The following is a 25980-nucleotide window of genomic DNA, read 5'->3' as shown; positions in this document are numbered from 1 at the left end:
TTTTGGTGTGCGTATTTTGTGCGATACTATGTGAGGAGGATGAGAAATGACAAAAAGAAATCAGGATTTTTCAAAAGATATTCTGAGTCTGATCCGAAGCAGTGTTTCTCCGGCAGTTTTAAGTGAAAGGCTGCAGGATTTCCACGAAAACGATCTGGCGGAAGTATTAAGAGAATTAAGCACTGCGGAGCGCAGCAGACTATACCGTATCCTGGAAAGCAGTATGCTGGCAGATGTTTTTGAATATCTGGAGGAAGAAGAAACTGTACAATACCTGGAAGAGATGGATGTAAAAAAAGCGGCAGCCATTCTTTCCAAAATGGAAACCGATGCCCTGGCAGATGTTTTAAAGCAGATCGATAAAGAAAAACGCAAGCTTCTGATCCAGCTTTTGGATGAACAGGTGCGGAAAGATATCGAAATGATCCGCTCCTTTGATGAGGATGAGATCGGAAGCAGAATGACAACGAACTGCATTGTGATCCGTGAAAACCTGACCGTAAAGCAGGCCATGAGTGAGCTGGTTTCCCAGGCGGCAGATAATGATAATATTTCTACGATCTTTGCAGTGACGGACAGAGGGGAGTTTTATGGAGCCCTGGATCTGAAGGATCTGATCACAGCAAGACAGGACCACCCTATGGAAGAGCTGATCGTAACTTCCTATCCATATGTGTATGGTACTGAGCAGATCGACGACTGTATGGAACGACTGAAGGATTATTCTGAAGATTCCATTCCTGTGCTGGACGATGACAATCGTTTCCTTGGAGTGATCACATCCGCAGGGATCATCGATCTGGTAGACGATGAGATGGGAGAGGATTATGCAAAGCTGGCTGGTCTGACTGCAGAGGAAGATCTGAAAGAACCTCTTTTTGAAAGCATGAAAAAAAGAATGCCCTGGCTGATCGTTCTTCTGGGCCTTGGCATGGTGGTATCTTCTGTTGTGGGAATGTTTGAAAAAGTAGTTACCTGTCTGCCTATCATCATGTGCTTCCAGTCTCTGATCCTGGATATGGCAGGAAATGTTGGAACCCAGTCCCTGGCTGTAACCATCCGTGTACTGATGGATGAGACGCTGACGGGCAGACAGAAAGCAGAGCTTGTGCTGAAGGAAATGCGGATCGGTCTCTGCAACGGTGGTCTGCTCGGTATTCTGTCTTTTGTACTGATCGGATTGTATATCTTCTTATTTAAAGGAAAAACACTCGTTTTTGCCTATGCAGTATCCGGCTGTATCGGATTATCCCTGCTGGTGGCTATGCTGGTATCCAGTGCAGTGGGAACCTGCATACCGCTGTTTTTCAAAAAGGTTGGTGTGGACCCGGCAGTAGCCTCAGGTCCTCTGATCACTACGGTGAATGACCTTGTAGCCGTGATAACATACTATGGAATGAGCTGGATATTCCTGATCGAGATGTTCCACCTGGCTGGCTGAGAGTAAAATGCAACTATGTTCATAAAAATAGACAGATATCAGAAATCTGTCGAATAACAGAAAAGTTACCAATAAAAAAAATTCCGGATCGAAAGATTCGGGATTTTTCTTTACATACGAACAGAAAGCTACTATAATAAAAGATACGCTTTGCCCGTTTAAAACGTTGCAGAAATAAATACAAACAACGGGCAGAAAAAGAGAACAAAACGATCACATGGGGTGATTGGGGAAAGGAAACAGTAACATGATAGTAACAATGATCGAAAAGGTCTATTCATTTCTGTGGGGAGATCTGATAAGGATCCCGCTTCCGGGAGGAAGTACGCTGGGAATCTCACTTCTGATCCTGCTTCTGATTCCGACTGGTATTTATTTTACCATCCGGACAAAGCTTCTGCCGATCCGTCTTTTTCCGGATATGGTGCGAGCCCTGTCAGAAAAGAAAAGTGACAAAAAAAATCTTTCAGCATTTCAGACGCTGATCGTATCTACAGCTACCCGTGTGGGAATGGGAAACCTGGTCGGTGTGGTAGCTGCAATCTCAGCAGGAGGTGCAGGAGCGGTATTCTGGATGTGGATCACGGCGCTGATCGGTTCCTCCACTGCTTTTATCGAAGCGACCCTGGCACAGCTCTATAAAGAAAAGGATCCTCTTTATGGTGGCTACAGGGGCGGTCCTGCCTACTATATCCACCGCTATTGGGAAGAAAAACAGGGCAGAAAACGAAAAAAGGTTCTGCTTTCCGTTCTGTTTGCCATTTCCGGCCTGATCTGCTGGTGTGGGATCAGTCAGGTTATCAGCAATTCCGTCACGGCGTCTTTCAAAAATGCTTTTGATATTCCGCCGCTGTATACTACCATCGTGCTGGTAGTGATCGCAGCTGTGATCGTGCTTCGGAAGAATGCAACGGTTAAAGTTCTGGATCTTCTGGTGCCGGTAATGGCAGTGCTTTATTTTGTGATCACGCTGTTTATTATATTTACAAATCTTGGAAGTATGCCGGGAGTATTTAAACGGATCTTTGAAGAAGCTTTCGGATTTCGTCAGGCTGTTGCCGGCGGATTTGGCGTCGTGCTGATGAACGGAGTAAAAAGAGGCCTTTTTTCCAATGAGGCGGGAAGCGGCTCCGCTCCCTGTGCAGCAGCGGCAGCAGAATGTGACAGTCCGGTAAAAGCCGGATTTGTCCAGGCCCTGGGTGTATTTGTGGATACGATCGTGATCTGCAGCTGTACAGCTATGATCATGCTTCTGGCCCCGGAAGATCTGGTCCAGGGACTTGCCGGAATGGAACTTCTTCAGACAGCCATGCATTATCACCTGGGACAGTTTGGAGTGATCTTTATTGCGGCAACGCTTTTTATGTTCAGCTTTTCCACATTCCTGGGAATCCTGTTTTATGCAAGAGGCAATGTGGCCTATCTTTTTGGTGATAACTGGGGTTCACAGACAGGATATAAGGTGCTGGCACTGGTGATGCTGTTTATCGGTGGGATCGCGGCTTACACATTTGTATGGGATCTGGGAGATGTAGGAATCGGCCTGATGACGATCTTTAATATTTTCATGCTGTATCCTCTTGGGGAAAAAGCACTGAAAGAGCTGAAGATCTATGAAGCGGAAAAGAAGAAAAAATAAAACTGTTTACAGACCTTGAGAGCATATGGTAATATCAGGGTAAAGCGCTAAAAGATTAAAGAGTTCTGACAGCCGGAAGGAGTCAGACTCTGTGAAATATCAACGGTAAGTTGGATCAAGAGGAGGATATGAAAGATGTATATTACATGTCTGGACGTAGAAGGTGTACTGGTACCGGAGATCTGGATCGCATTTGCAGAGGCAAGCGGAATCCCGGAGCTCAAGAGAACAACCCGTGATGAGCCGGATTATGATAAGCTGATGAACTGGAGACTTGGAATTCTGAAAGAGCATGGTCTGGGATTGAAAGAGATCCAGGAGACTATTGCAAAGATCGATCCCCTTCCGGGAGCAAAGGAATTTCTGGATGAGCTGAGATCTTTTTCCCAGGTGATACTGATCAGTGATACCTTTACACAGTTTGCAACTCCGCTGATGGAGAAGCTTGGACGGCCGACACTTTTCTGTAATTCCCTGGAAGTAGCAGAGAACGGAGAGATCACAGGCTTTAAGATGCGCTGTGAGAAATCTAAGCTGACAACTGTGAAGGCACTGCAGTCCATGGGATTTGAGACTATCGCAAGCGGAGATTCCTACAATGATCTCGGAATGATCCAGGCAAGCAAAGCAGGATTCCTTTTCCGCAGCACAGAGCAGATCCGTGCAGATCATCCGGAAATTCCGGCTTACGAAGAGTACGATGAACTTCTTGCAGCGATCAGAGAAGCAATGAAATGAAGAAGGGAAAGTCGGAATGATCAACGAAAGAATTGTGATCGAAGAAAAAACAAAGGACTATAATGAGGCATGGATAGAGACCTATTTCTGGCAGGAGTCGGAAGAACTCTATCCGGGACAGAAGCGTCCGGTCATGGTGATCTGTCCGGGCGGAGCTTATGGCATGACTTCTGACAGAGAGGCAGAAGCCATTGCTGTCCGGTTTATGGGAATGGGCTATCACACAGTGGTACTTCGTTATAGTGTGGCACCTGCCAGATATCCGGTGGCTCTCCGTCAGCTGGCAAAAACAGTAGCTCTTCTCAGAGAGAACAGCGATAAGTGGCATATTGAAAAGAATAAGATCATTGTGTCCGGTTTTTCGGCAGGAGGCCATCTGGCAGCTTCTCTGGGAGTATTCTGGAATACGGAGGAGCTTGCAGGGATCACGGGAATGGAAAACGAGAGGATCCGTCCCAATGGCATGATCCTGAATTATCCGGTGATCACTTCAGGGGAAGTTGGTCATGAAGAAAGCTTTCGAAATCTTCTGGGAGATCGTTATGAGGAGCTGAAAGATCGGATGTCTCTGGAATTTCAGGTTACGGAAGATACACCCAGAACCTTTATCTGGCATACCTTTGAGGATCAGACGGTGCTGCTGGATAATACACTTCTCTTTGTTCAGGCACTCTATAAAAAGGGCATTCCAGTGGAGTATCATGTTTTTCCGCAGGGACCCCATGGGATCGGCCTGGCAAATGAGCTGACTGCCAACGAAAACGGCAGAGGAATCGCAAGAGCCTGTGAACCATGGAGTGAGCTTGCAGGAAAATGGCTGAACCGAGAATTCCCATGGTGGAACGGGGCAAAGATCGAAAGATAATACGAGACTGCTGTGTCGGATAAAATATCCTTTTTACCGGGAAACCGGTAGAGAGGGTATTTTTTATGATTGTGATGCATGTGATGACTGCTGTATTTGTCGGCTGTTTTGTCTGGCTCATCTGATGATAAAAGCTTTGCAGGGCTTTGGTGTGGATCTGGATCAACATTCACATTGCAGAAAGAAAGGAATTTTGATAATTATGGATAAAAATCAGATTTTTATTACCAGTGGTACGGAATATAAAAGAATGACAAAGGAGCTTCTGGAAAAAGCGGATCTTCAATCTCATATCGGGGACAGAAAGAAAAAGATCGGGATCAAGCCGAATCTGGTTTCTCCTTCAGAGGCTTCCTGGGGTGCAACGACTCATCCGGAAGTGGTTGCAGGAATTATCGAGTATCTGAAGGAGCATGGCTTCCGGGATATGGTGATGCTGGAGGGATCCTGGGTAGGAGATAAGACAAGGGAGGCCTTTGAGACCTGTGGCTTTGACAGGCTTGAGGAAGAGTATCAGGTGCCGTTCTGGGATATGCAGAAGGATAAGGGTATTTCTGTGGACTGCGGCGGAATGGAGCTGAATGTCTGCGAGCGGGTAAAGGAGATTGATTTTCTGATCAATGTGCCGGTTTTGAAAGGCCATTGTCAGACAAAGATCACCTGTGCCCTTAAGAATATGAAGGGGTTGATCCCAAATAAGGAAAAGAGACGTTTTCATTCTCTGGGGCTTCATAAACCCATTGCTCATCTGAATATGGGGATACAGCAGGACTTTATTGTTGTGGATAATATCTGCGGGGATCTGGATTTTGAGGATGGCGGAAATCCTGTCGTGATGAACCGGGTGATGGCTGCCTGTGATCCGGTTCTTGTGGATGCGTATGTGTGTCAGATGATGCATTATGAGGTAGCTGAGGTTCCTTATGTGAAGCTGGCAGGTGAGCTTGGCGTGGGCTGCTCAGATATTTCCAAAGCAGATGTCAGATTTCTGGAGGATGGTGCGGATCAGAGGATGCCGATATCCAGAAAGGTTGTGGAGCTTGCGGATGCCGTAGAGGAAGTGGAATCCTGCAGTGCCTGCTACGGGTATCTGATCCCGGCATTGGAGATGCTGAAGGAAGAGGGGCTTTTTGAGAAGCTGGATGAGAAGATCTGCATCGGACAGGGGTATCGTGGTAAGACGGGAGTGCTTGGTGTGGGACACTGTACCTGTAAGTTTCAGAATTATGTGGAGGGGTGTCCGCCGTTGGAGGGGGATATATATGAGTTTTTGAAAGAGTATATTGGTGAACGGACGCCGGGGAAGTGACAGTCCTCCGGGCCGGACTCCGTCGGGGGATGCTGCTAAGGTTCCGTGAGCCGGCTAAAACCATTGCGGAAGGGCCCAGAACTCGCCTTCGGCTCAAACAGCTGGGCCCTTCCGCAATAACGCCGTCTCCCGCAACCTAACCATCATCACCCCTCCTCCGTAGCAGCCCGGAGGACTGTCACTTCCCCGGCTGACGTTTCAGCCGGAGAGGTGGAAGCGGACGCGTGGTGTCCTGTCCTTACGTTTTGATGAGTTGAGCGTCCGCAGTTGGAGGTGTGGGAAGAATATGTTGCTTGTTGAAAAATTAATAGTTAATATTTCAGTGTTGTACAATGAGTTGGAAGTGTGGGAAGGATAGCGTCTGGTCAATAAATATTTTGGTGTTGCTCAATGTGTTGGAATAGTGGGAAGGATACGTCTTCTTGTTGAAAGGTGTTATGCCGATGAGATCGGCACAGCCTGGCGTTTTAAACAAACGCAGAATCCATCACCCTGTCAACAGCGTAACATAATCAAAACGTACGGTTCATAGCGGGGCCAGAGGGAAGGGGTGCAGGGGAGGGGAAACGGCCTTTCGCAACTATGAGTGCTTCCCCTCCCCTGCGGTTTCACTTACGCTTCCAAAGCGTAAAAACATTTTTTAGAAAAAATTTTCAGAAAAAAAGAATCCTAAAGACATCTCTTTACAATCTCAATAATCTGCTCCATAGAAAACCGGCTGCTGTCAATACAGAGATCATACTGTGTCATATCCAGCCATTTGCTGTCTGTAAAGTATTCATAGTAAGCCTTTCTCTCTTTATCCATTTTTTTGACCAGCTTCCGTGCGCTGGCTTCTTCTCTGCCGGTACGGCGTATCACATTCTGAACTCTTTCCTCAAAAGGTGCATGGATAAAAAGTTTAAGTGATTTATCCTTCAGGATATTGGTCGCACAGCGGCCGACAATTACGCAGTCCTCTCTCTGCGGAAGGGACAGGATGATCTTTCTCTGGAGATCATAGAGCACATCGTTCATTGGTACAAAAGAGAAATTATCTGTAAACTGCAGCTCACTGTCAACGGGAAATACCCACTGACTGGCTTTTTTCTCGTCTACCTTTGCCAGGGTGTCGAAGGGGATATTGTTTTTCTTGGCAGCCATGTCGATCAGTTCTTTATCATAAAAACCGATGTCCAGGTTTTCAGCCAGAGTCTTGCCGATAAGGCGTCCGTTGCTTCCAAACATACGATTGATGGTGATAATACGTTTTGCCATAAAGATACCTCCTTTATTTCGGACCGAAAGCAGGAATATCTGATTTTCGGTAGTTTTTCTTACTTCTTTTATAACATATTTCGGTAAAAAATACCAGAAAATAATATATAATTTTTAAAATAATATTTAATATATACAAAAAATAATGGCAGCAGACAGAAAATATAATTAATTATTTGTATTTGTATATGAAAAACAGGATGCCTTTTTCACCGGGTTTTCACAGATCACACAAAGTCTTTATGCATTTTTCTTTTAAAGTATTTTTAAAACAGAGAGAACATACACAGCATATTTTGAGGTTAAGGAAAATGAAACGACGGCGTAAAAGGCTTATGGTGATCATCCCGGTGGCGGCTGTCTGCGTGGCAGGTGCGGGAACTGTGGGATATTTTAAAGTGGCGCATACGAAGCCGGCGCAGAAAACAGCAGCGAAAACGTAATCGGTGGAGGCGAAAAAAGGGAACCTTTCCAAGACAATTGTGGGTACCGGTAATCTGGATCTGGCAGAAAATGCGTTTACAGAGCTCCTGATGGAACGCTTTGAGCAGGACGAAGACGCTTTTTCCATTGTGGATCAGTCAGAGATCATGGAAGCCATGTCCGGTGTCACCAACACCATGTCTCTGATGATCGGTGTGCTTTTTGGCCTGTATCCGGCTAACAAGGCAGCATCCAGGAAGCCTATTGATGCGCTTCGGTATTCCGGCTAAAAAGAAATTATAATAACGTGATTTGTGAGATGGATTTTTTGTCAGAACAAATCGCGTTTTTTTATCTGGAAATCCGCACATTGATAAGGTATAATCTATAACAGTTAGAGGAATATCTCTGCCGGGAGGATGGAACTGCCAGCAGGGAACTGCCGAGAAAGGGATGACAGTAAATTTGAACATCGTGGAGAAATGTGTTTCATGCCTGAATATAAAAGAATCTTATGAGCTGGCCAGGCGCATGGAACAGGAAAAAACAAATCCGGTTCTGGGATACCGTACAGCAGGCTCCCTGGCAGAGCGAAAAACCGGAGATATGCTTTTGGAAGAAATGAAAAAAGCCGGTCTCACACAGGTAGAAAAAGATAAGATCCGTGTGGATGCATGGGAATTTAAAAAAGCTGTGATGCGCTGCCATGACAGAGAGGGAATCTGCCGGGAGATCCAGCTTGGAGCATATCAGACGGATTTTAAGACCAATGGCTTTCAGAGGTTTGATCTTGTATATCTTGGAAAGGGTACAGCTGACGAATATAAGGATATCGATGTGAAAGGAAAGCTGGTTCTTATCGAGATCAATCAGAGAGAAGAATGGTGGATCAACTACCCGGTGTATCAGGCACACCTGAAGGGTGCAGCAGCTCTGATCGCCGTACAGAGCAGAGGATACGCACAGATCGATGATACGGCTTTGAATGCACAGGATATCGCAGGACCTTCCTGTGCGCCTGCATTTTCCATGTCACGGGCAGACTTTCTTATGATCCGTCGGCTGATGGAGGAAAAAAATGAGAATGGGAATCGTGTTCCGGAGCTTTCCGTGGAATTTGATGCGGACACAGAGGTGATCAGAGACCAGTATACCTACAATATCGTTGGCAAAATCCCGGGAACCGATTCGGATTCCATGATCCTGTTAAGTGCTCACTATGATTCCTATTTTGAGGGATTTCAGGATGATAATGCGGCAGTGGCCATGATCATTGGAATTGCCAGGGCGCTGCTCCGTGGTGGCTATAAACCTCGCCATACTATTGTGGTATGTGCTCTTGCAGCAGAAGAATGGGGGATTTCCGACACAAAATATGACTGGTCCACAGGTGCTTACCGCCAGGTATTTGAGGCGAGACCGGAGTGGCAGGGGCACGTGATCGCAGATCTGAATTTTGAGCTTCCGGCTCATGCACACAGTACCAGAGATGCAGTACGATGTACCTATGAGTATGCGGATTTTGTGCGCAGCTTCGTGGATGCTGTGCAGATGCCGGAGGGGATTTATCCGGAGGGCATGACCACGTTGTATCCCATTGAAACCTGGTCTGATGATTTTACCATGGCTATTTCCGGGATCCCGTCCATGGTCAATGATTTCAGCGGTGGTCCCTTTATGGAAAATTATTATCATTCCCAATACGATAACCAGGATGTTTATGAGGAAGAGGTATACAGATTCCATCATGAATTTTATCTGAAACTTCTTCTGGCTATTGACAGCCTTGCTCTGCCGCCAATGGATTTCGGGCGGGTACTGGACCAAAGTATTAAGACCCTGGATACGGATCTGTGTATGCAGACCGGCGCCGACAGTACACTCCTTCTGAAAAAAACAGAAGAGGCAAAAAAAGCGGCTGCCATCCTTGCAGAGCAGGTACGGCGCTTCAACAGCCTTCCGGAAGAAAAACGTGACTGGAAAAAAGCCGATGCCATTACCGAAAAGCTTCTCGGTGTATTCCGAAAATCCCAGGATTATCTGGTACGTCTGGACTGGGATGACAATGTGATCTTTCCGCAGCAGGCAGTGCAGAACAATCTTTATGCACTGAAGAAAGCGATGGGATATCTGGAAAAAGGAGAGATCGCACCTGCGCTGGAGGCTTTTTACAGTATTGACAACAACTGTTATGCCTTTCAGTTTGAGCGGGAAGTCTTTTATCATTTTACGGAATATATCTTGAAGCAGTCCCCGGATCGCCTGATGTGGGGAAAGGGCAGGATCATCCATCATGAGAACCTTTATGATCTTGTGGAAAGGCTGAAGGAAAAGAAGCCGGGTGACAGTCTGGAGGCGGAAAAGCAGAGCCTCAAGGAAGCCTGGGAAAGACAGAAGCGTTATTATGCCGATGATATTGAATATCTGATCCGTGCAGCGGAAAAGCTCAGGAATCTGATCTGCGAGGTCAGTGATATGTTTGAAAAAGGAACAGAATAAAACCATACCTGGAGGAAAGAATGGAAAGCCATAATTTATACCGAGTGAAAGAAGAAGATCTGGATAAGCTGATCCGGATATTGACCGTATGTTTTTCGGAGGATCCTCTGTATCATGCACTGATCCCGGACAGGGATACCAGAGAACGGCTGATGCCGGAGCTTTTTACCTGTGATCTTACGGAGTTTTTTGAGACCTGCGAGATTTATGCAGACAGCAGTGAGTTGAACAGTATCCTGGTAGTATCCGACGGAACGGAGCATGAAGCAGCCTTACATAATCTGATGGTGGATTTTTTTGCCCTTCTGAAAACAGATGGCTATCTGATCAAAGAGGATCCAAGTCTTGCGACCCTGCGGAAATTCATCCAGGGAAAAGACTATCTGAATTCCAGCTGGACTTCCCAGCTTCATACAGCAGAAAGGCTTCATGTGATCTATCTGGCAGTGGCGCCGAAGATGCAGCATCACGGTCTTGCTGAAAAGCTGATGGATGAGGTGATCGATTATGCGGACAGGCATAAGCTGATGATCTCTCTGGAAACCCATAATCCGGCAAATGTTTCTATGTATGAGAAATTCGGATTTAAATTATACGGCATTGTACAGAAAAAAGGATTTGATCTGAAGCAGTACTGCATGATCAAACAGGCATAGGAGGAATTACGATGCAACGAAAATGGTGGCATGACAAGGTGGTATATCAGATATACCCCAAGAGCTTTTATGATTCCAACGGAGACGGGATCGGAGACATCCCGGGAATCATCAGCAAGCTTGATTATCTTAAGGAACTGGGAGCAGATATCCTCTGGCTTTCCCCAATCTATAAATCTCCCCTTGCAGACCAGGGATATGACATTGCAGATTATTATGCGATTGATCCGAGGTTTGGGACCATGGAGGATATGGATCGTCTGATCGCAGAAGCAAAAAAAAGAGAAATGTACATCCTTATGGATCTGGTGGTAAATCACTGCTCCGATGAGCATGAGTGGTTTCAGCAGGCCATTAAGGATCCGGACGGAAAGTATGGAAATTTCTTTTATATCCGGGACAAAAAGGATGATAAAGTTCCCTGCAACTGGAGAAGCTATTTCGGTGGTCCGGTATGGGAAGAGCTTCCGGGACATCCGGATAAACAGTATCTCCATGTATTCCACAAGAAGCAGCCGGATCTCAACTGGGAGAATCCTGAAGTAAGAGAGGAAGTCTACAAAAACATCCGCTGGTGGATGGAAAAAGGGCTTGGCGGATTCCGTATTGATGCCATTATCAATATCAAGAAGAAGCTTCCGTTTTCCGATTATCCTGCCGATCGTGCAGATGGGCTCTGCAGCGTCGGGAGGATGCTGGAGGAGGCAGAAGGGATTGGAGAATTTCTGGGAGAGATGGCTGAGAAGTGCTTTCATCCCTATGATGCTTTTACTGTAGGAGAGGTCTTCAATGAAAAGGAAGATGAGATCAAAGATTTTATCGGAGAAAACGGATATTTTTCATCCATGTTTGATTTTGAAGAAACCTGTTACGGAAAGAGCGAGGATGGCTGGTATGCATCCAAACCGTACCTGACTCCGGAAGAGTACAAGAAGTGTATTTTCCATACGCAGAAAAAGATTGGGGATACCGGCATGATCTCCAACATTATTGAGAATCATGATGAGCCAAGAGGTGTCTGTCACTATATTTCTCCGGAAGACCGCTGTCCGGATTCAAGGAAGCTCCTGGCAGGTGTTTATTTCCTGCTGAAGGGAATTCCGTTTATTTATCAGGGGCAGGAGATCGGTATGGAAAATATGGAGTTTACTTCTATGGATCAGATCGATGACATCAGTACCATCGATGAATACCAGGTAGCGCTCCGTGCCGGATGCAGTGAAAAAGAAGCGCTTGATGCTGCTTCCGCATTTTCCAGAGACAATGCCAGAACTCCGGTACAGTGGAGCGCAGAGAAAAATGCGGGATTTTCAGAAGGAGAGCCGTGGCTTGGGGTCAATCCCAATTATAAGGAGATTAATATAGAATCCCAGTTAACGGACAGTGATTCCCTCCTTTCTTTCTACAAAAAGCTGACTGCATTGAGAAAAGCTCCGGAATATAAAGAAACGCTTGTATACGGAACATTCGCTCCATATCAGGAAGAACAGAAGAATCTGATCGCATATACAAGAAACGGTGAGAAAAATCTTCTGATCCTGGGAAATATGCAGGCACAGTCACAGAAGGTATCTTTGCCGGGAGAAGTAAAAGAGGTGCTTCTGAATAATCAGAAAGCTGTGGAGATCACAGAAAAAGAGATCATTTTGAAACCGTATCAGTTTATCGTTCTGGAGACCGCTGACTGATGCGGCATCAGAACAGCAGAGAAAAAAACAATAGCTATTTAGCTGACAGTCTGTTAAAATAAATGCTCGGCTGAAAAAACAGCCGTAAAGAAAGAGAATGAGAATTCAGAAGGGAATAAAGTATGCTGAAGATAAAGAATTACGTAAAGGCAGAAAGCCTTGAACAGGCATATGAACTGAACCAGAAAAGAACAGCCTGTGTGCTGGGCGGTATGGTCTGGCTGAAAATGGGAAACCGGAACATCATGACAGCCATTGATCTGTCAGGTCTTGGGCTGGATACTATTACAGAAACAGAAGAAGCATTTGTGATCGGCTGCATGACACCACTTCATGCGCTGGAAACCCACAAAGAGCTGAATGCCTATACAAACAGTGCTATCCGTGAAAGTGTACGGCACATTGTGGGTGTGCAGTTTCGAAACTGTGCCACAGTGGGCGGAAGTATTTTCGGAAGATTCGGATTTTCTGATGTACTGACCATGTTTCTGGCACTGGATACCTGGGTGGAGCTGTACAATGGCGGAACCATTCCGCTGGCACAGTTTGCATCCATGGAAAAGGATAACGATATCCTGGTAAATATCATTGTAAAAAAACAGCCGCTGAACAGTGTGTACTTAAGCCAGCGGAACAATTCCACAGATTTTCCTGTGATCACCTGTGCGGCTGCTCTTATTGACGGAAAAGCAAGAACCGTTATCGGCGCCAGACCCGGAAAAGCAATGATCGTGGAAGATGAAGAGGGGATCTTAAAAGATTTTGCACAGATGAATGCACAGCAGAAAAAGGATGCAGCAGCATCTTTTGCCGCATATGCAGCGGAACATGTTCCTACAGACAAGAACATGCGTGCTTCAAAAGAATACAGAAGTCTTCTTGTGAAAGTCCTTACAAGAAGAGCCTGGGAAGAGATCGGAGGGAGAGCAGAATGAATATCACTTTCTGGCTGAATGGTGTAAAACGGCAGGCAGAGGTACGTCCGGATGAACTGCTTCTGGATTTCCTGCGGAAAAACAGCTGTTACAGCGTAAAACGTGGCTGTGAGACTGCAAACTGTGGTCTCTGTACTGTGCTGATGGATGAACGTCCGGTACTGTCCTGCTCCATGCTGGCTGCCCGCGCAGACGGGAAACGGATCGTGACTCTGGAGGGAATGCAGGAGGAAGCAAAGGAATTCGGCGCTTTTATGGCAAATGAGGGAGCAGAGCAGTGTGGCTTCTGCAACCCGGGATTTATCATGAATGTATTTGCCATGTTAAAGGAACTGGAAGATCCCACAGAAGAGGATATCCTGGAGTATCTTTCCGGAAATCTGTGCCGTTGCTCGGGATTTGTGGGACAGACCAGAAGTATTCTGAAATTTCTCGACTATAAAAAAGGACAGGAGGAAGGAAAATGAAATACGTAAACAAGCCGGTGCCAAAAACAGATGCAATGTCGCTGGTAACCGGAAAACCGGTCTATACCGATGATCTTGCACCTTCTGACTGCCTGATCGTCAAGATCTTAAGAAGTCCTCATGCCAATGCCTGGGTGGAAGAGATCAAGACAGATGCTGCAAAGAAGATCGAGGGGATCGCCTGTGTTCTGACCTATGAGGATGTTTCTCACAAAAGATTTACCCTGGCCGGGCAGACAGCACCGGAGATCAGTCCATGGGATCGTTATATCATAGATAAGCATGTGCGTTTTGTAGGTGATCCGGTTGCCATCGTAGCCGGCGAGACAGAAGAGGCAGTAGATAAAGCCCTGAAGCGCATTAAAGTAAAATATCGTGTGGAGGAAGCAGTTCTGGATATCCATACAGCCAAGGATAATCCGATCCTGGTGCACCCGGAGGATGACTGGTATATGCCGATCCCGGCCGGTGGAGATAATAAACGGAATCTCTGTTCCTCCAATGTAGAAGAAGTGGGTGATGTGGATGCCATGCTGGAAAAATGTGCGTATACAGTAGATCAGGTTTACCACACAAAGGCAAACCAGCAGACCATGATGGAGACCTTCCGTACCTACTGCTATATGGATCATTTTCAGAGACTGACGGTGGTTTCTTCCACCCAGATCCCGTTCCACATCCGAAGGATCGTAGGAAATGCACTGAATATTCCGTCTTCCAAAGTTCGTGTGATTAAGCCACGTATCGGAGGCGGCTTTGGTGCAAAACAGTCTTCTGTCAGCGAAGTTTTTCCGGCACTGGTAACCTGGGTTACCGGACGTCCGTCCAAGATCGTTTTTTCCAGAAAGGAATCCATGATCGCATCTTCTCCGCGTCATGAAATGGAAGTCCATATCCGTATGGGTGCGGACGAAAACGGTATTGTAAAGGCAATCGATCTTTATACCCTTTCCAACACCGGTGCCTATGGAGAGCATGGGCCTACAACCGTAGGACTTTCCGGACATAAATCCATTGCATTATACCGCCATACAGAAGCCTACCGTTTTGCCTATGATGTGGTCTATACCAATATGCAGGCAGCAGGCGCTTATCGTGGCTATGGTGCCACACAGGGTATTTTTGCTGTGGAGTCCGCAGCAGATGAGCTGGCTCATAAGATGGGTATGGATCCGGTAAAATTCCGTGAGCTGAACATGCCAATGGAGGGAGAGGCACTTCCGGGATATCCGGATGTACCGATCAACGGCAGCTGTACCATGGATAAATGTCTTGCCCGTGCAAAGGAAATGATCGGATGGGATGAGAAATATCCGTTCCGTGATATGGGTAACGGCAAAGTACGGGGTGTCGGCATCGCCATGGCCATGCAGGGCTCATCTATTGCAGGGATCGATGTCGGCGGAGCAGACATTAAATTAAATGAGGATGGTTCCTATACCCTGGCACTTGGCTGTTCTGATATGGGAACCGGCTGTGATACCATTCTTGCCCAGATGGCAGCAGACTGTCTGGATACAGATATGAAAAATATCGTGGTATTCAGTGTGGATACAGATATTTCTCCTTATGATTCCGGTTCTTATGCATCTTCTACAACCTACGCTACCGGAAATGCCGTGATCCAGGCATGCGGAGAACTCAGAAAGAGAATCCACGCTTTTGGCGCACAGATGCTTGGGGTATCTGCAGAGGATTCTGATTTTGACGGAGAAAAAGTCCGCACAGAAGACGGAAAAGAGGTAACGCTGCAGCAGATCGCAGGAAAAGCAACCTGTGGAGTCTGCAGTGAGCTTCAGGTTGTAAAAGAATATTCTTCTCCGATCTCTCCGCCACCGTTTATGGTAGGTGCAGCTGAAGTGGAGATCGATAAGGAAACCGGACAGATCGATGTCGTTGATTATGTGGGCGTGATCGACTGTGGAACCCCGATCAATCCAAATCTTGCCAGAGTGCAGGCAGAAGGCGGTATCGGTCAGGGTATCGGAATGGTTCTGTATGAGGATATCCAGTATACAGATAAGGGAAAGATCCGTAACAATTCCTTTATGCAGTATAAGATCCCCAACCGTATGGATATTCCGAAGGTACGGATCGAGTTTGAAAGCAGCTACGAGAAGACAGGTCCTTTCGGTGCAAAATCCATTGGTGAACTTGTGATCGATACACCTTGTCCGGCTATTGCCAATGCGGTTTATAATGCAACAGGTGTACGTGTCAGAGAGCTCCCGATCACTCCGGAGAAGGTTGCAATGGGAATCCTTGCCAGAGAAGCCGGAGAGAAGGTGTGAAATGCAGGAGCTGATACTGGCAATTGCCGGACTGATCCTGGAGCTGCTGGTATTTTTCTGTGCAGGAAGTCTGCTGACACGGATACTGAAAATGAAGACGGAAGTAACCATGGAACTGGTCTTGGGATATCTTTTGTATTTTGCGGTTTTTGAGATACTTGCAGTTCCTATGACACTGAAATGGGTAAAACTGAGTACCTTTTCGTATCTGTGGATGGTGATCATGGCAGCTTGTGTACTGGCAGCATGTCTGTTTTCGCATAAACTTTGGAAGGGACAGCTGGACCGGATAGGAGAAACATTTCGGAAGCATTCACTGCTGCTGCTTTTGATCGCTGCGGCAGTGATCCTGCAGTGTTTTCTAGTGGCTGCATATCAGGACGTTACTGCAGATGCAACACATTATATTGGCGCAGTAAGCACTTCCGTGTATACAGACACTCTTGCTCGATACAGTCCGCTTACCGGTGTTATCCAGAGAAATTTTAATCTCCGCTATGATCTTTCAGCATATCCGATGAACAATGCGGTGTGGTGTGTCCTTCTGGGCATCCACCCGATCGTTCAGTCCAAGGTCGTGATGTCTGTGATCAACATGCTGATGATCAATCTTCTGATCTACCAGATCGGAAAAAGCTTTTTTCGTGGAGATGAAAAAAAAGCAGACCTGATGGTTCTTTTTGTGTGTCTGATGCAATTGTTTTCTTTTTCTATCTATACAACAGGAACCTTTGCGTTTATGCGGGTTTATGAAGGGAAGGCCCTGCTGGCAAATATTTCTATCCCGGCAGCGCTTCTGGTAAGTATACGGCTCTGGCTCAACAAAGATGGCAGAAATAAAGAGAGCTGGGTGCTGCTTTTCATTGCTGCAGTCAGTGCGTTGACGTTTTCAGGATCCTCCCTTATTTATCCTGCGGTAGTCAGTACGGCGATCCTTCCGGTGATGGTGCTGAAGAAAAAGCTTTCCTACGCGATTCCCTATGCGCTTTGTATGCTGCCGGGATTTTTGTATGCCCTGGTTTATTTTTCGGCGAAGCTTGGATGGATCGCATTTCCGGCATCATAGGAAACTGGGAAGATACTATGGATAGGAGAAGAAAATGGCGGGAGTAACGATCGAAGAACTGGGACTGCGTTTTGTGCAGATCTGTATGGAAAATTACTGGAGTGGCTGTATGCTGCCTGTATTTTTTCTGGCAGGTATACTCTGGGATATTTTTTACCGCAGGAGAAAAGAATCTAGAGTATTCCTGTATTATCTAGTCTTTCTGGCACTTACGGTATATAATCCGGTTCTTGTAAAATATGTGATACCAAAGGTACATTTTGAAAGTGAATATTATCGCTTTATCTGGATCCTTCCGGTGATCCCGGGTGCTGCCTATTATGCTGTACGGATCGTAGAAGCGGTAAGGTTTCGATGGCTGAAGGCTGTAACAGCGCTGATCCTTGCGGCAGTGATCGTCACTACGGGGACACCTGTTCCCGGCATTGCAAAAGATTATGTGATGGCGGAAAACATCTATAAAGTCCCGAATGAGCTGCGCTCAGTATGCGATGTGATCCATCAGGACTGCGATAAAGAACAACCCAAGGTTGTTTTTGACAATGAGCTGAATCTGGTGGCTAGACAGTATGATCCGTCACTGATTCTTGTTCTGGATCGTAATTTTATCCTGTATCGTGCAGGAAGTACTGTGGTAGGAAACTACGAAAACAGCAAGGCCTACCAGATCCAGAAAGTGATCATGGATGTGATCAGTTATCAGATGGATGTAGGGATCGATAAGTTCCGGCAGGTATTGAAAAGAACGGAAACCGATTATCTCGTTCTTCCGGTAGATCTTACAAATCATGACTATATCCGTCAGGCAGGATGTACCCCTATTGCACAGACAGAAAAATATGTGGTATACAGGTTTGAAGGGTGAATGTGTTCGCCCTTCTGGCCTGGAAAAATGACTAAAGTGCGTAAAATGATACGGAGAACGGAGTGAACAGCAACCATAAAATGTGTGATGAATATGTACTGTTTAAAAAAATCTTTACAATTTCATGGATTTGTGTTAAAATCATAAACAGTGTAAACCTACTTTGATAATTTCATACCTGAATTTAGAAGTTATGTTTTTCATTATGCACCTGTAGCTCAGTGGATAGAGCAGTGGTTTCCGGTACCATGTGCGGGGGTTCGATTCCCTTCAGGTGTGTTACCCGGAACAGTGGGAATTGTTCCGGCGTGTTGTTATGATAAGGAGGACAAGAACTTGGATGATTTCAGAGAATGGTTATCAGATAACCTTCGCTATTTTATGTTAGGCGGAGCCATTCTGGTGATCGTGCTTGTTCTGATCTTTGGCGTCCGCGCCTGTGTTGGAGGTAAGAAGGGGAATTCCAATAAAGATCAGACAACAGCCCAAAGTAACCAGGAAAATGATCCTTCTTCTCCGGCAAATGATGGGGAGACAGACGAGAAGAAAGACGCCAGTTCCGCGGCAGATACGGATGCGGAGACAACCATGGAAAAAGCCAGCACGGAAGTAACCGAGCTGATTCAGAGCTATTATAAAGCTTTTGGGGAAAAAGACATTGCAACACTTAAGACGATTGAGGACGGATTTACGCCGGCTGATGAGTCGCAGATTAATTCAAGGGATTATATTGATGGGTATGAGGTACAGAATGTTTACGCTAAGAAGGGACTGACGGACGATTCGTATGTCGTTTATGTAGTCTTTAATTATATCTGTACTGGAATTAAGACTCCGGTTCCGGCACTGAGCCAGTTTTATGTGGAGACGGGCAGTGACGGCAATCTGAAGATCAAAGGTGGTGCTGATGACGATGCAGATATCAGTGCCTATGTGAAAAAACTGGAATCTGAGAAGGATGTGCAGGAGCTTATCACAAAGGTAAAGACGGACTATGAAGCTGCGCAGGAGAGTGATCCCTCTCTGGCAGAATTCCTTCAGGGCCTTGGTGAAGATGCCAGTGCTTCCGCAGATGCAGGAACAATGCTTACAGTTACAGAGGATTGTAATGTTCGTGCTTCCGCAGATTCAGAGGGTGAGGTTATCGGTGGTTTTTCTGCAGGAACGGAAGTTGAAAAGAAAGGGCAGGAAGGCGACTGGATACAGGTTGATTATGATGGACAGACCGGTTATGTCTATAGTGGTCTGTTAGAATAATAAGGGTTAATAAAATGCAGGTTCCGGAAGAACCTGCATTTTTGTTGCCCTGATATAACGAAAGATCATTTTTTGAGTGAACCGTCTGCTGCCAATGAGTATTTTTTTCCATTTACGGTGATGGTTCCGGTCTGCATGATTCCGTCTTCGTCCAGATAATAACGTTTTTTGCCTAGGGTGATCCAGCCGGTCTGCATGATTCCGTCCTTGTTGAAATAATAACGATGACCATCTGTGTCGGTAAGCCATCCGGTATAGGCGGTTCCGTCAACCATAAATTTCCAGTTGGTGCCATCCGGTGTCCAGACTCCGTTTTCTGCCTCCGGCGAAACCTTTTCTGTTTCGGGAATCTCTGTGGAAACAGGAGACGGTGTGGCGGAAGGTGAGGGAGCGCCGGAAGATATCGATGCATCTGTATGGTGATCGCGATCTGAACTTGGTTCAATAGTCGAAATATCGCTGGTATTTATGGAAACTACGGAAGTACTGCTGCTTTCAAAAGGACCGGCCGATGACTGGGTAAAGAGAATACCGCAGATCAGACACAGGAAAACAGCGACAAAGATCAGCAGCCGGTTCATACGTGGAGTATGCTCTGACATGTTTTTCCTCCTGATATTTAAGTATATTTCTGTTTATCATACAATAATGAGAAAGAAAATACAAGAAAAATAACCGGTTGCGAACACGTGGGAAAAAATATATAATAGAACAATGGACGAAAAAATCAGAATCAATAAATATTTAAGCGATATAGGAGTCTGCTCAAGAAGAGAGGCAGACCGACTGACAGAAGCGGGGAGAGTTACTGCTAATGGAGAACTGGTTTCCACAGGAATGAAGATCCTTCCGGATGCGGAGATCTGTATTGACGGAAAGCCTGTAAAAAAACAGGAAAAAAAGATCCTGCTTCTTTTTCATAAACCAAAAGGTATTGTCTGCAGCACCAGACAACAGCGGAATGAGATGACAGTAACAGAATATCTGGATTATCCGGTGCGGATCTATCCCATAGGACGGCTGGATAAAGATTCCGAAGGACTGCTTCTCCTTACCAATGAAGGAGATCTGGTGAACCGTATCATGAAGGCGGGGAACTACCATGAAAAGGAATATCAGGTGACCGTGAATAAACCGGTGACAGAAGAATTTATCCGTGGTATGGGCGGCGGAGTGCCGATCCTTGATACGGTCACACGTCCCTGCAAGGTTACAAAAACAGGGAAAAACAGTTTTCGTATCATCCTTACCCAGGGTCTGAACCGCCAGATCCGTCGTATGTGTGAATATTTCGGATATAAAGTCGTAACACTGAAACGTGTTCGGATCATGAATCTGTATATTAATGGCCTGGAAGAGGGGAAATATCGTGAGATCCGGCCGGAAGAACGAAAAGAACTGGAGGAGATGCTTTCCTCCGAAAAATCAGAAAAAAGGACGGGAGGAAGCCATGAACGAATCATCCATAAAAAAAATGAAGGAGCTGGGAGAAAAGCTCCGGGAAGCGTCCAGGGCCTATTATCAGGAAGACAGGGAGATCATGTCCAACGTGGAGTACGACGCCCTGTACGACACTCTGAGCGCACTGGAGAAAGAAACAGGGATCGTTCTGGCAGACAGTCCAACCGTTAATGTAGGATATGAGGCAGTGGAGCAGCTCCCCAAGGAGGAACATGAGAGACCGATGCTGTCTCTGGATAAGACCAAAGAGAGAGAAGCTTTGAGAGAGTTTATCGGGGAACATCCTACACTTTTATCCTGGAAGCTGGATGGCTTAACGATCGTGCTTACCTATGAAAACGGAGAGCTTATAAAGGCAGTTACCAGAGGAAATGGTATTGTGGGAGAGGTTATTACCAATAATGCCAGAGTATTTAAGAACATACCTCTGAAAATTTCTTTTAAAGGGAGACTGGTACTTCGCGGAGAAGCCATCATTACCTATTCGGATTTTGAAAAGATCAACGAAACTATCGGAGATGCAGATGCCAAATACAAAAATCCCAGAAATCTCTGCAGTGGTTCTGTCCGCCAGCTGAATAACGAAATTACAGCGAAGAGAAACGTTCGGTTTTATGCTTTTTCTTTAGTGAGTGCGGAAGGCGTAGATTTCCGGAATTCCAGGGAGGTGCAGTTCCGGTGGCTGAATGAACAGGGCTTTGAGGTTGTGGAATATCGAAAAGTCACAGCTGAAACTCTGGATGAAGCGATGGATTACTTTGCGGAAGCAGTTACGACCAATGATTTTCCGTCAGATGGGCTTGTGGCATTGTATGATGATATTGCTTACGGAGAATCTCTGGGAACTACGGCCAAGTTTCCAAGGAACGCCATGGCATTTAAATGGGCCGATGAGATGCGTGATACGAGACTTCTGGAGATTGAGTGGAGCCCGTCCAGGACCGGACTGATCAATCCGGTAGCAATTTTTGAGCCGGTGGAACTGGAAGGAACCACAGTGAGCAGGGCCAGTGTGCATAACATCAGTATCATGAAGGAACTGAAGCTGGGGATTGGAGATACCATTCGTGTATACAAAGCAAATATGATCATTCCTCAGATCGCGGAAAATCTGACCGGAAGCGGTAATGCACCGATCCCGCATACCTGCCCGGCCTGCGGACAGGAAACGGTAGTGAAGAAAGAAAACGATGTGGAATGTCTTTTCTGCGTCAATCCGGAGTGCCCGGCCAAGAAAATCAAATCCTTTGGGCTTTTTACAAGCAGGGATGCCATGAATATCGACGGACTTTCCGAGGCAACACTGGAGAAATTTATTGCCAGGGGATTTATCCATGACTTTGGCGATATTTTTGAGATCAGCCGGTATAAAGATGAGATCGTGGAAATGGAAGGCTTTGGGCAGAAATCCTATGATAATCTTATGGAAAGTCTGGAACGGGCGAAAGAGACTACACTTCCAAGAGTGATCTACAGTCTTGGGATCGCAAATATCGGTCTGGCTAATGCAAAAGTGATCTGCCGCCATTTTGACAATGATCTGGACAGGATACGTCATGCCAGTCTGGAAGAGGTCAGTGATATTGATACCATCGGGCCGGTCATTGCCGGAAATCTGGTAGCTTATTTTAGGGATGAGGATAATGATCGCCGCCTGGATCATCTGATGAGCTTTCTTCATATTCAGGAGGACAGTCCCAAACAGGAACAGATCTTTGAAGGAATGAATTTTGTGATCACAGGAAGTCTGGTGCACTTTGAAAATCGAAGTGAGGCCAAAGAGCTGATCGAATCCCTGGGAGGCAAGGTTACCGGTTCAGTTACCAAAAAGACCAATTATCTGATCAATAACGACATCCAGTCCAATTCATCCAAAAACAAAAAGGCAAGAGAACTGGGGATTCCGATCCTTTCAGAAGAAGATTTTCGGAAACTTGCCGGAGTGCAGTAAAGGCCGTACAGACTGGAGATACTTTTTATCTGAAGAAAAAAGCCGAGCGGCTCCTTTATAAGAGACGCTTTATATATAAGGAGGGCAAACAATGCCGATCAAAACACAGGGGGATCTTCCGGTAAAGGAGATCCTGGAGAGAGAAAATATATTTGTAATGGACGAAAAACGTGCCATGCACCAGGATATCCGTCCGATCCATATTCTGATCCTGAATCTGATGCCGCTGAAAGAAGAAACAGAGCTGCAGCTTCTGCGTTCTCTTTCCAATACACCGCTGCAGGTGGATGTGACATTTATGGCTGTGGAGAGCCATGAAGCCAAGAATACATCTCTCAGCCATCTGAACAAGTTTTATGAAACATTCACCGATATAAAGAAACGTAAATTTGATGGAATGATCATCACAGGAGCACCGGTGGAGCAGATGCCTTTTGAGGAAGTGGATTACTGGAATGAGCTGACTGAGATCATGGATTGGACTGAGAAGCATGTGACTTCCACGATCTTTCTCTGTTGGGCAGCGCAGGCCAGTCTTTATCATTTTTATGGCCTGGAGAAAAAACCTCTGGATAAGAAAATGTTCGGACTTTTCCAGCACAGGGTACTGAACCGTAAGATCCCTCTGGTCCGGGGCTTTGATGATGTATTTCTTGCGCCGCATTCCAGACACACAGAAGTTCCTATTGCAGATATCCATGCATGCAAAGACCTTACGGTCCTGGCGGAAAGCGAAGAGGCTGGTCTGTTCCTTGCAATGGCAGAGGGAGGACGTAAAATCTTTGTTATGGGACATCCGGAATACGACCGCGTGACTTTGGATGGCGAATATAAGAGAGACCTTGCCAAGGGTCTGCCTATTGAAATCCCGAAGAACTATTACAAAGATGACGATCCAAACAACAAACCACTCCTTACCTGGAGGGCCCATGCCAACAACCTGTATACGAACTGGTTGAATTATTACGTATACCAGAGTACTCCGTATGACCTGTACGGGACACCGGATTTCAGGGAAATTTAAGGAATATGAAACCCGCATGGTTGAGCCATTTCCCGGGATTTGACACGAAAAAGTCCGAGGGCGAATAACTTCACGTAAGTTACCGTAATTTCACGTAAGTTTTTACAAAAATGGAGTAAAAATGGGGTACGGAATTAAAAAAAATGGGGTATGACATATACCTAAAAATGTATAATAGGGAATTTCACACAGTAAATGCCTGACATTGCCAACTGAATATTTTAAACATCTAAATAAGTCCATGTACTTGTATAACTACAGGTATGTGGGCTTATTTTAGTGCTTAAAAATAATAGGTAAAGTTTGCGAATTAGTATGAGAAATGGTTTATCAAATTTGAAATAAATAACGGAGAAATAAAGCATATTTGAAAAAATAAGCACTTCATAGACAATAACAAGGAGGAAATGACAATGAACAAAACAATATATGAAGCAGAATTTACTAAAATGGTACATGACAAATTGCGAGAAGCTAATAGACTGCACGAATATGAAAAAATATCAAAAGATAAGCTAGGCGGGAATTACTGGGATACCTATTGGACAATCCGCTATATGCTTCGTACAATAGAGGACATTTTGGCTAATGGGGATAAATTATCATTAAATGGATTTTTCACTGTAGCACCTAAACTTTATAAAGAAAAAACAGTACGTTCTGGAATGGAAAGAACAGGCAAAAATGTGTATGAGATTCCAGATAGATATTTACCGAAATTTAAACCTTGTGCGAGGTTAAAGCGTGCTTGTAAATCATATCAAGATTACCTCAAAGAAGAAGCAAATAATCAAGATGATGGATACGAAGAAGGAGAAGAAAACGAATGATATGTAAAGAATGTAAATATATGAAATGTTACGCTGTTAATAAGAGAATATATTATTGTGACCATGAGGATAGGTCAGATGATATGGGTAAGCTGGGTGAAGATACTTTACCAGATATAACTCCTGAGTGGTGTCCAATGGTTAATATGACTGTTACCGAAAAAGAATAATTATAGATGAGAAAGGATTGCAGAAAGATGGAGTCAACTAATACAGAAATGAAAATGCAGTATATTCTTGATGAGAATAAACAATTGGTAGAGATACCAGAAACAGAAATGTTACCTGTAGAATATCCAATTCAATGTAAATTAATCAGTGCATTTGAAGTATTTGTAAGAGTACCGCAGACAGAAAACTATTGGATTTCTAATTACGGAAGAGGTGTAAATAACCATAGAAACCCAAATAAGAACAAATTCTATGAGCATAAACAAGGACAATGCCATTATACGGTCTATGAAGTGTGGCGAACACCAGAAAAAATCAGAGGGAAACTGACAGGCAAAATCATAGTTGAGACAACTAAGAGAGAAACCAGTCCAGAGGAATTAGTAGCAAAATGCTTTTTGAAGCAATATAGAGGCAGATTCAAAGTGTGGCATAAGAACGGTGACTTTGCGGATAATTGGTATAAGAATCTGATCTATGTTTCTGATAAGGATTTTAGAAATCTGAAAGCAGGTAAGATTACATGGAAGGAACTAGGCTATGAGCAGGAATATATAGAATATATCAATAGTGCCAGAAGTAAAGCTATGGCTGCATACGGTGCTATTTTCAGTCGTTGCAAGGGAGAAGATAATAGTGAGAGTGCACATAAATGTTATGATGATGCTGAAATGTGTCAGGAATGGAAAGATGATTCGCGGTTATTCATCAAGCAATATTTAGAGTTGTATTACGAAGTACCAGGAGAATCAATGGCAGTTGACAAGGATTTATTTGGTAATGGCAGTAAGGTGTATTCTCCAGAGACAATTTGTATTCTGCCACAAGGATTAAATACATTGCTTGCTAACAGCAAAAAGCATTATAAGGATGGGGAAACACCAGACAATGTACTTCCTCTTGGAGTAAGATATAATGGTAAAATCAATAAATATTACGGACAGATTACTTATTTTGGCACAGAAGATATAATTGATCTACCATATCGGGACACAATAGAAGAAGCTTTTGCAGATTATAAGAAGTTTAAAGAATGTGATATTGCGATCACGGTGTCAAAATACAGAGATAAGATACCAGAATACATATATGAGAAGCTGCTTACGGTGCGAGTAGAGCCATATTGAGATAATTATAGGCATATCAG

General features: G+C 45.1%; 23 protein-coding genes, 1 tRNA gene and 1 pseudogene. 23 read left to right on the top strand and 2 right to left on the bottom strand.

The features are described 5' to 3' along the window. Positions 1–46 precede the first annotated feature (46 nt). The 5 genes from mgtE (at position 47) to NQ489_RS10865 (ending at position 5992) form a co-directional block, all read left to right on the top strand. On the top strand, positions 47–1441 hold the full coding sequence (mgtE, locus tag NQ489_RS10885; protein WP_021651418.1) for a magnesium transporter: 1395 nt from the start codon (positions 47–49) through the stop codon (positions 1439–1441). Between the two features lie 247 nt (positions 1442–1688). Further along, positions 1689–3080, top strand: coding sequence for an alanine/glycine:cation symporter family protein (locus tag NQ489_RS10880; protein WP_021651417.1), 1392 nt, complete (start codon positions 1689–1691; stop codon positions 3078–3080). 135 nt (positions 3081–3215) lie between these two features. Continuing rightward, on the top strand, positions 3216–3818 hold the full coding sequence (thrH, locus tag NQ489_RS10875) for a bifunctional phosphoserine phosphatase/homoserine phosphotransferase ThrH (protein WP_015524708.1): 603 nt from the start codon (positions 3216–3218) through the stop codon (positions 3816–3818). A 16-nt stretch (positions 3819–3834) separates the two neighbouring features. Next, positions 3835–4683, top strand: coding sequence for an alpha/beta hydrolase (locus NQ489_RS10870; RefSeq protein ID WP_021651416.1), 849 nt, complete (start codon positions 3835–3837; stop codon positions 4681–4683). Between the two features lie 202 nt (positions 4684–4885). Beyond that, the gene (locus NQ489_RS10865) at positions 4886–5992 is read left to right on the top strand and encodes a DUF362 domain-containing protein (RefSeq protein WP_173734462.1); all 1107 of its coding nucleotides are present in this window, start codon (positions 4886–4888) and stop codon (positions 5990–5992) included. Positions 5993–6661: 669 nt separating this feature from the next. On the opposite strand, the gene NQ489_RS10860 is transcribed toward NQ489_RS10865, so the two are convergent. After that, complete coding sequence (locus tag NQ489_RS10860; protein WP_021650917.1) at positions 6662–7249, bottom strand: cytidylate kinase-like family protein; 588 nt, start codon at positions 7247–7249, stop codon at positions 6662–6664. 311 nt (positions 7250–7560) lie between these two features. Between NQ489_RS10860 and NQ489_RS10855 the strand changes: the two genes are divergently transcribed. The 12 genes from NQ489_RS10855 to NQ489_RS10800 all read left to right on the top strand — a co-directional run bounded on the left by NQ489_RS10855 (position 7561) and on the right by NQ489_RS10800 (position 19396). After that, positions 7561–7692 (top strand): hypothetical protein, encoded by a 132-nt coding sequence (locus NQ489_RS10855; RefSeq protein WP_256380160.1) that lies wholly within the window; start codon positions 7561–7563, stop codon positions 7690–7692. Between the two features lie 3 nt (positions 7693–7695). Further along, entirely contained in the window at positions 7696–7962 is a 267-nt protein-coding gene (locus tag NQ489_RS10850) for an ABC transporter permease (protein WP_021650915.1), read from the top strand. Positions 7963–8125: 163 nt separating this feature from the next. Then, positions 8126–10171, top strand: coding sequence for a M28 family peptidase (locus tag NQ489_RS10845; RefSeq protein ID WP_021650914.1), 2046 nt, complete (start codon positions 8126–8128; stop codon positions 10169–10171). A gap of 20 nt (positions 10172–10191) precedes the next feature. Next, positions 10192–10827: a GNAT family N-acetyltransferase gene (locus tag NQ489_RS10840; protein WP_015524714.1), complete on the top strand. Its 636-nt coding sequence runs from the start codon at positions 10192–10194 to the stop codon at positions 10825–10827. Positions 10828–10838: 11 nt separating this feature from the next. Further along, positions 10839–12515: an alpha-glucosidase gene (locus NQ489_RS10835; RefSeq protein ID WP_021650913.1), complete on the top strand. Its 1677-nt coding sequence runs from the start codon at positions 10839–10841 to the stop codon at positions 12513–12515. A gap of 122 nt (positions 12516–12637) precedes the next feature. Next, a complete protein-coding gene (locus tag NQ489_RS10830; protein ID WP_021650912.1) occupies positions 12638–13450 on the top strand; it encodes an FAD binding domain-containing protein in 813 nt (270 codons plus the stop codon). Beyond that, the gene (locus NQ489_RS10825) at positions 13447–13917 is read left to right on the top strand and encodes a (2Fe-2S)-binding protein (protein WP_015524717.1); all 471 of its coding nucleotides are present in this window, start codon (positions 13447–13449) and stop codon (positions 13915–13917) included. Before NQ489_RS10830 ends, NQ489_RS10825 begins: the two co-directional genes overlap by 4 nt. Then, the gene (locus NQ489_RS10820) at positions 13914–16208 is read left to right on the top strand and encodes a xanthine dehydrogenase family protein molybdopterin-binding subunit (RefSeq protein WP_021650911.1); all 2295 of its coding nucleotides are present in this window, start codon (positions 13914–13916) and stop codon (positions 16206–16208) included. Before NQ489_RS10825 ends, NQ489_RS10820 begins: the two co-directional genes overlap by 4 nt. A gap of 1 nt (position 16209) precedes the next feature. After that, a complete protein-coding gene (locus NQ489_RS10815; RefSeq protein WP_021650910.1) occupies positions 16210–17274 on the top strand; it encodes a DUF6077 domain-containing protein in 1065 nt (354 codons plus the stop codon). A gap of 34 nt (positions 17275–17308) precedes the next feature. Beyond that, complete coding sequence (locus NQ489_RS10810) at positions 17309–18139, top strand: hypothetical protein (protein ID WP_021650909.1); 831 nt, start codon at positions 17309–17311, stop codon at positions 18137–18139. 207 nt (positions 18140–18346) lie between these two features. Beyond that, a tRNA-Arg gene (locus tag NQ489_RS10805) sits at positions 18347–18418 on the top strand. A 57-nt stretch (positions 18419–18475) separates the two neighbouring features. Continuing rightward, positions 18476–19396 (top strand): SH3 domain-containing protein, encoded by a 921-nt coding sequence (locus NQ489_RS10800; protein WP_227945520.1) that lies wholly within the window; start codon positions 18476–18478, stop codon positions 19394–19396. A 65-nt stretch (positions 19397–19461) separates the two neighbouring features. Here the strand turns inward: NQ489_RS10800 and NQ489_RS10795 are convergent, their stop codons facing one another. Next, entirely contained in the window at positions 19462–19998 is a 537-nt protein-coding gene (locus tag NQ489_RS10795; RefSeq protein ID WP_044961109.1) for an N-acetylmuramoyl-L-alanine amidase family protein, read from the bottom strand. Between the two features lie 112 nt (positions 19999–20110). On the opposite strand from NQ489_RS10795, the pseudogene NQ489_RS10790 reads away from it, so the two are divergent. From NQ489_RS10790 to NQ489_RS10765, 6 genes and pseudogenes are all read left to right on the top strand, one after another. After that, positions 20111–20713: pseudogene (locus NQ489_RS10790) on the top strand (pseudouridine synthase); the annotation flags it as partial. 133 nt (positions 20714–20846) lie between these two features. Continuing rightward, positions 20847–22808 (top strand): NAD-dependent DNA ligase LigA, encoded by a 1962-nt coding sequence (gene ligA / locus NQ489_RS10785; protein WP_022426064.1) that lies wholly within the window; start codon positions 20847–20849, stop codon positions 22806–22808. Between the two features lie 91 nt (positions 22809–22899). Then, complete coding sequence (gene metA / locus NQ489_RS10780; protein ID WP_015524726.1) at positions 22900–23832, top strand: homoserine O-acetyltransferase MetA; 933 nt, start codon at positions 22900–22902, stop codon at positions 23830–23832. Between the two features lie 413 nt (positions 23833–24245). Continuing rightward, entirely contained in the window at positions 24246–24662 is a 417-nt protein-coding gene (locus NQ489_RS10775) for an HU family DNA-binding protein (RefSeq protein ID WP_044961105.1), read from the top strand. After that, positions 24659–24832, top strand: coding sequence for a hypothetical protein (locus NQ489_RS10770; RefSeq protein ID WP_021650903.1), 174 nt, complete (start codon positions 24659–24661; stop codon positions 24830–24832). Before NQ489_RS10775 ends, NQ489_RS10770 begins: the two co-directional genes overlap by 4 nt. A gap of 27 nt (positions 24833–24859) precedes the next feature. Continuing rightward, positions 24860–25960 carry a hypothetical protein gene (locus tag NQ489_RS10765; RefSeq protein WP_044961103.1) on the top strand — a complete coding sequence of 367 codons (1101 nt, stop codon included), beginning with the start codon at positions 24860–24862 and terminating at the stop codon, positions 25958–25960. The last annotated feature ends 20 nt before the right edge of the window (positions 25961–25980 follow it).

It is taken from the genome of Blautia sp. KLE_1732_HM_1032 (assembly GCF_025147905.1).
GTDB lineage: Bacteria > Bacillota > Clostridia > Lachnospirales > Lachnospiraceae > Blautia_A > Blautia_A fusiformis.
Note: the sequence above shows the minus strand (reverse complement) of the source record. Positions and strands in the feature narration are given on the sequence as shown.

Excerpts from the sequence above, each read along its gene's own strand:
- mgtE (WP_021651418.1), top strand. The coding sequence starts at position 47 with ATGACAAAAAGAAATCAGGATTTTTCAAAAGATATTCTGAGTCTGATC.
- NQ489_RS10880 (WP_021651417.1), top strand. The coding sequence starts at position 1,689 with ATGATAGTAACAATGATCGAAAAGGTCTATTCATTTCTGTGGGGAGAT.
- thrH (WP_015524708.1), top strand. The coding sequence starts at position 3,216 with ATGTATATTACATGTCTGGACGTAGAAGGTGTACTGGTACCGGAGATC.
- NQ489_RS10870 (WP_021651416.1), top strand. The coding sequence starts at position 3,835 with ATGATCAACGAAAGAATTGTGATCGAAGAAAAAACAAAGGACTATAAT.
- NQ489_RS10865 (WP_173734462.1), top strand. The coding sequence starts at position 4,886 with ATGGATAAAAATCAGATTTTTATTACCAGTGGTACGGAATATAAAAGA.
- NQ489_RS10860 (WP_021650917.1), bottom strand. The coding sequence starts at position 7,249 with ATGGCAAAACGTATTATCACCATCAATCGTATGTTTGGAAGCAACGGA.
- NQ489_RS10855 (WP_256380160.1), top strand. The coding sequence starts at position 7,561 with ATGAAACGACGGCGTAAAAGGCTTATGGTGATCATCCCGGTGGCGGCT.
- NQ489_RS10845 (WP_021650914.1), top strand. The coding sequence starts at position 8,126 with ATGACAGTAAATTTGAACATCGTGGAGAAATGTGTTTCATGCCTGAAT.
- NQ489_RS10840 (WP_015524714.1), top strand. The coding sequence starts at position 10,192 with ATGGAAAGCCATAATTTATACCGAGTGAAAGAAGAAGATCTGGATAAG.
- NQ489_RS10835 (WP_021650913.1), top strand. The coding sequence starts at position 10,839 with ATGCAACGAAAATGGTGGCATGACAAGGTGGTATATCAGATATACCCC.
- NQ489_RS10830 (WP_021650912.1), top strand. The coding sequence starts at position 12,638 with ATGCTGAAGATAAAGAATTACGTAAAGGCAGAAAGCCTTGAACAGGCA.
- NQ489_RS10825 (WP_015524717.1), top strand. The coding sequence starts at position 13,447 with ATGAATATCACTTTCTGGCTGAATGGTGTAAAACGGCAGGCAGAGGTA.
- NQ489_RS10820 (WP_021650911.1), top strand. The coding sequence starts at position 13,914 with ATGAAATACGTAAACAAGCCGGTGCCAAAAACAGATGCAATGTCGCTG.
- NQ489_RS10815 (WP_021650910.1), top strand. The coding sequence starts at position 16,210 with ATGCAGGAGCTGATACTGGCAATTGCCGGACTGATCCTGGAGCTGCTG.
- NQ489_RS10810 (WP_021650909.1), top strand. The coding sequence starts at position 17,309 with ATGGCGGGAGTAACGATCGAAGAACTGGGACTGCGTTTTGTGCAGATC.
- NQ489_RS10795 (WP_044961109.1), bottom strand. The coding sequence starts at position 19,998 with ATGTCAGAGCATACTCCACGTATGAACCGGCTGCTGATCTTTGTCGCT.
- ligA (WP_022426064.1), top strand. The coding sequence starts at position 20,847 with ATGAACGAATCATCCATAAAAAAAATGAAGGAGCTGGGAGAAAAGCTC.
- metA (WP_015524726.1), top strand. The coding sequence starts at position 22,900 with ATGCCGATCAAAACACAGGGGGATCTTCCGGTAAAGGAGATCCTGGAG.
- NQ489_RS10775 (WP_044961105.1), top strand. The coding sequence starts at position 24,246 with ATGAACAAAACAATATATGAAGCAGAATTTACTAAAATGGTACATGAC.
- NQ489_RS10770 (WP_021650903.1), top strand. The coding sequence starts at position 24,659 with ATGATATGTAAAGAATGTAAATATATGAAATGTTACGCTGTTAATAAG.
- NQ489_RS10765 (WP_044961103.1), top strand. The coding sequence starts at position 24,860 with ATGGAGTCAACTAATACAGAAATGAAAATGCAGTATATTCTTGATGAG.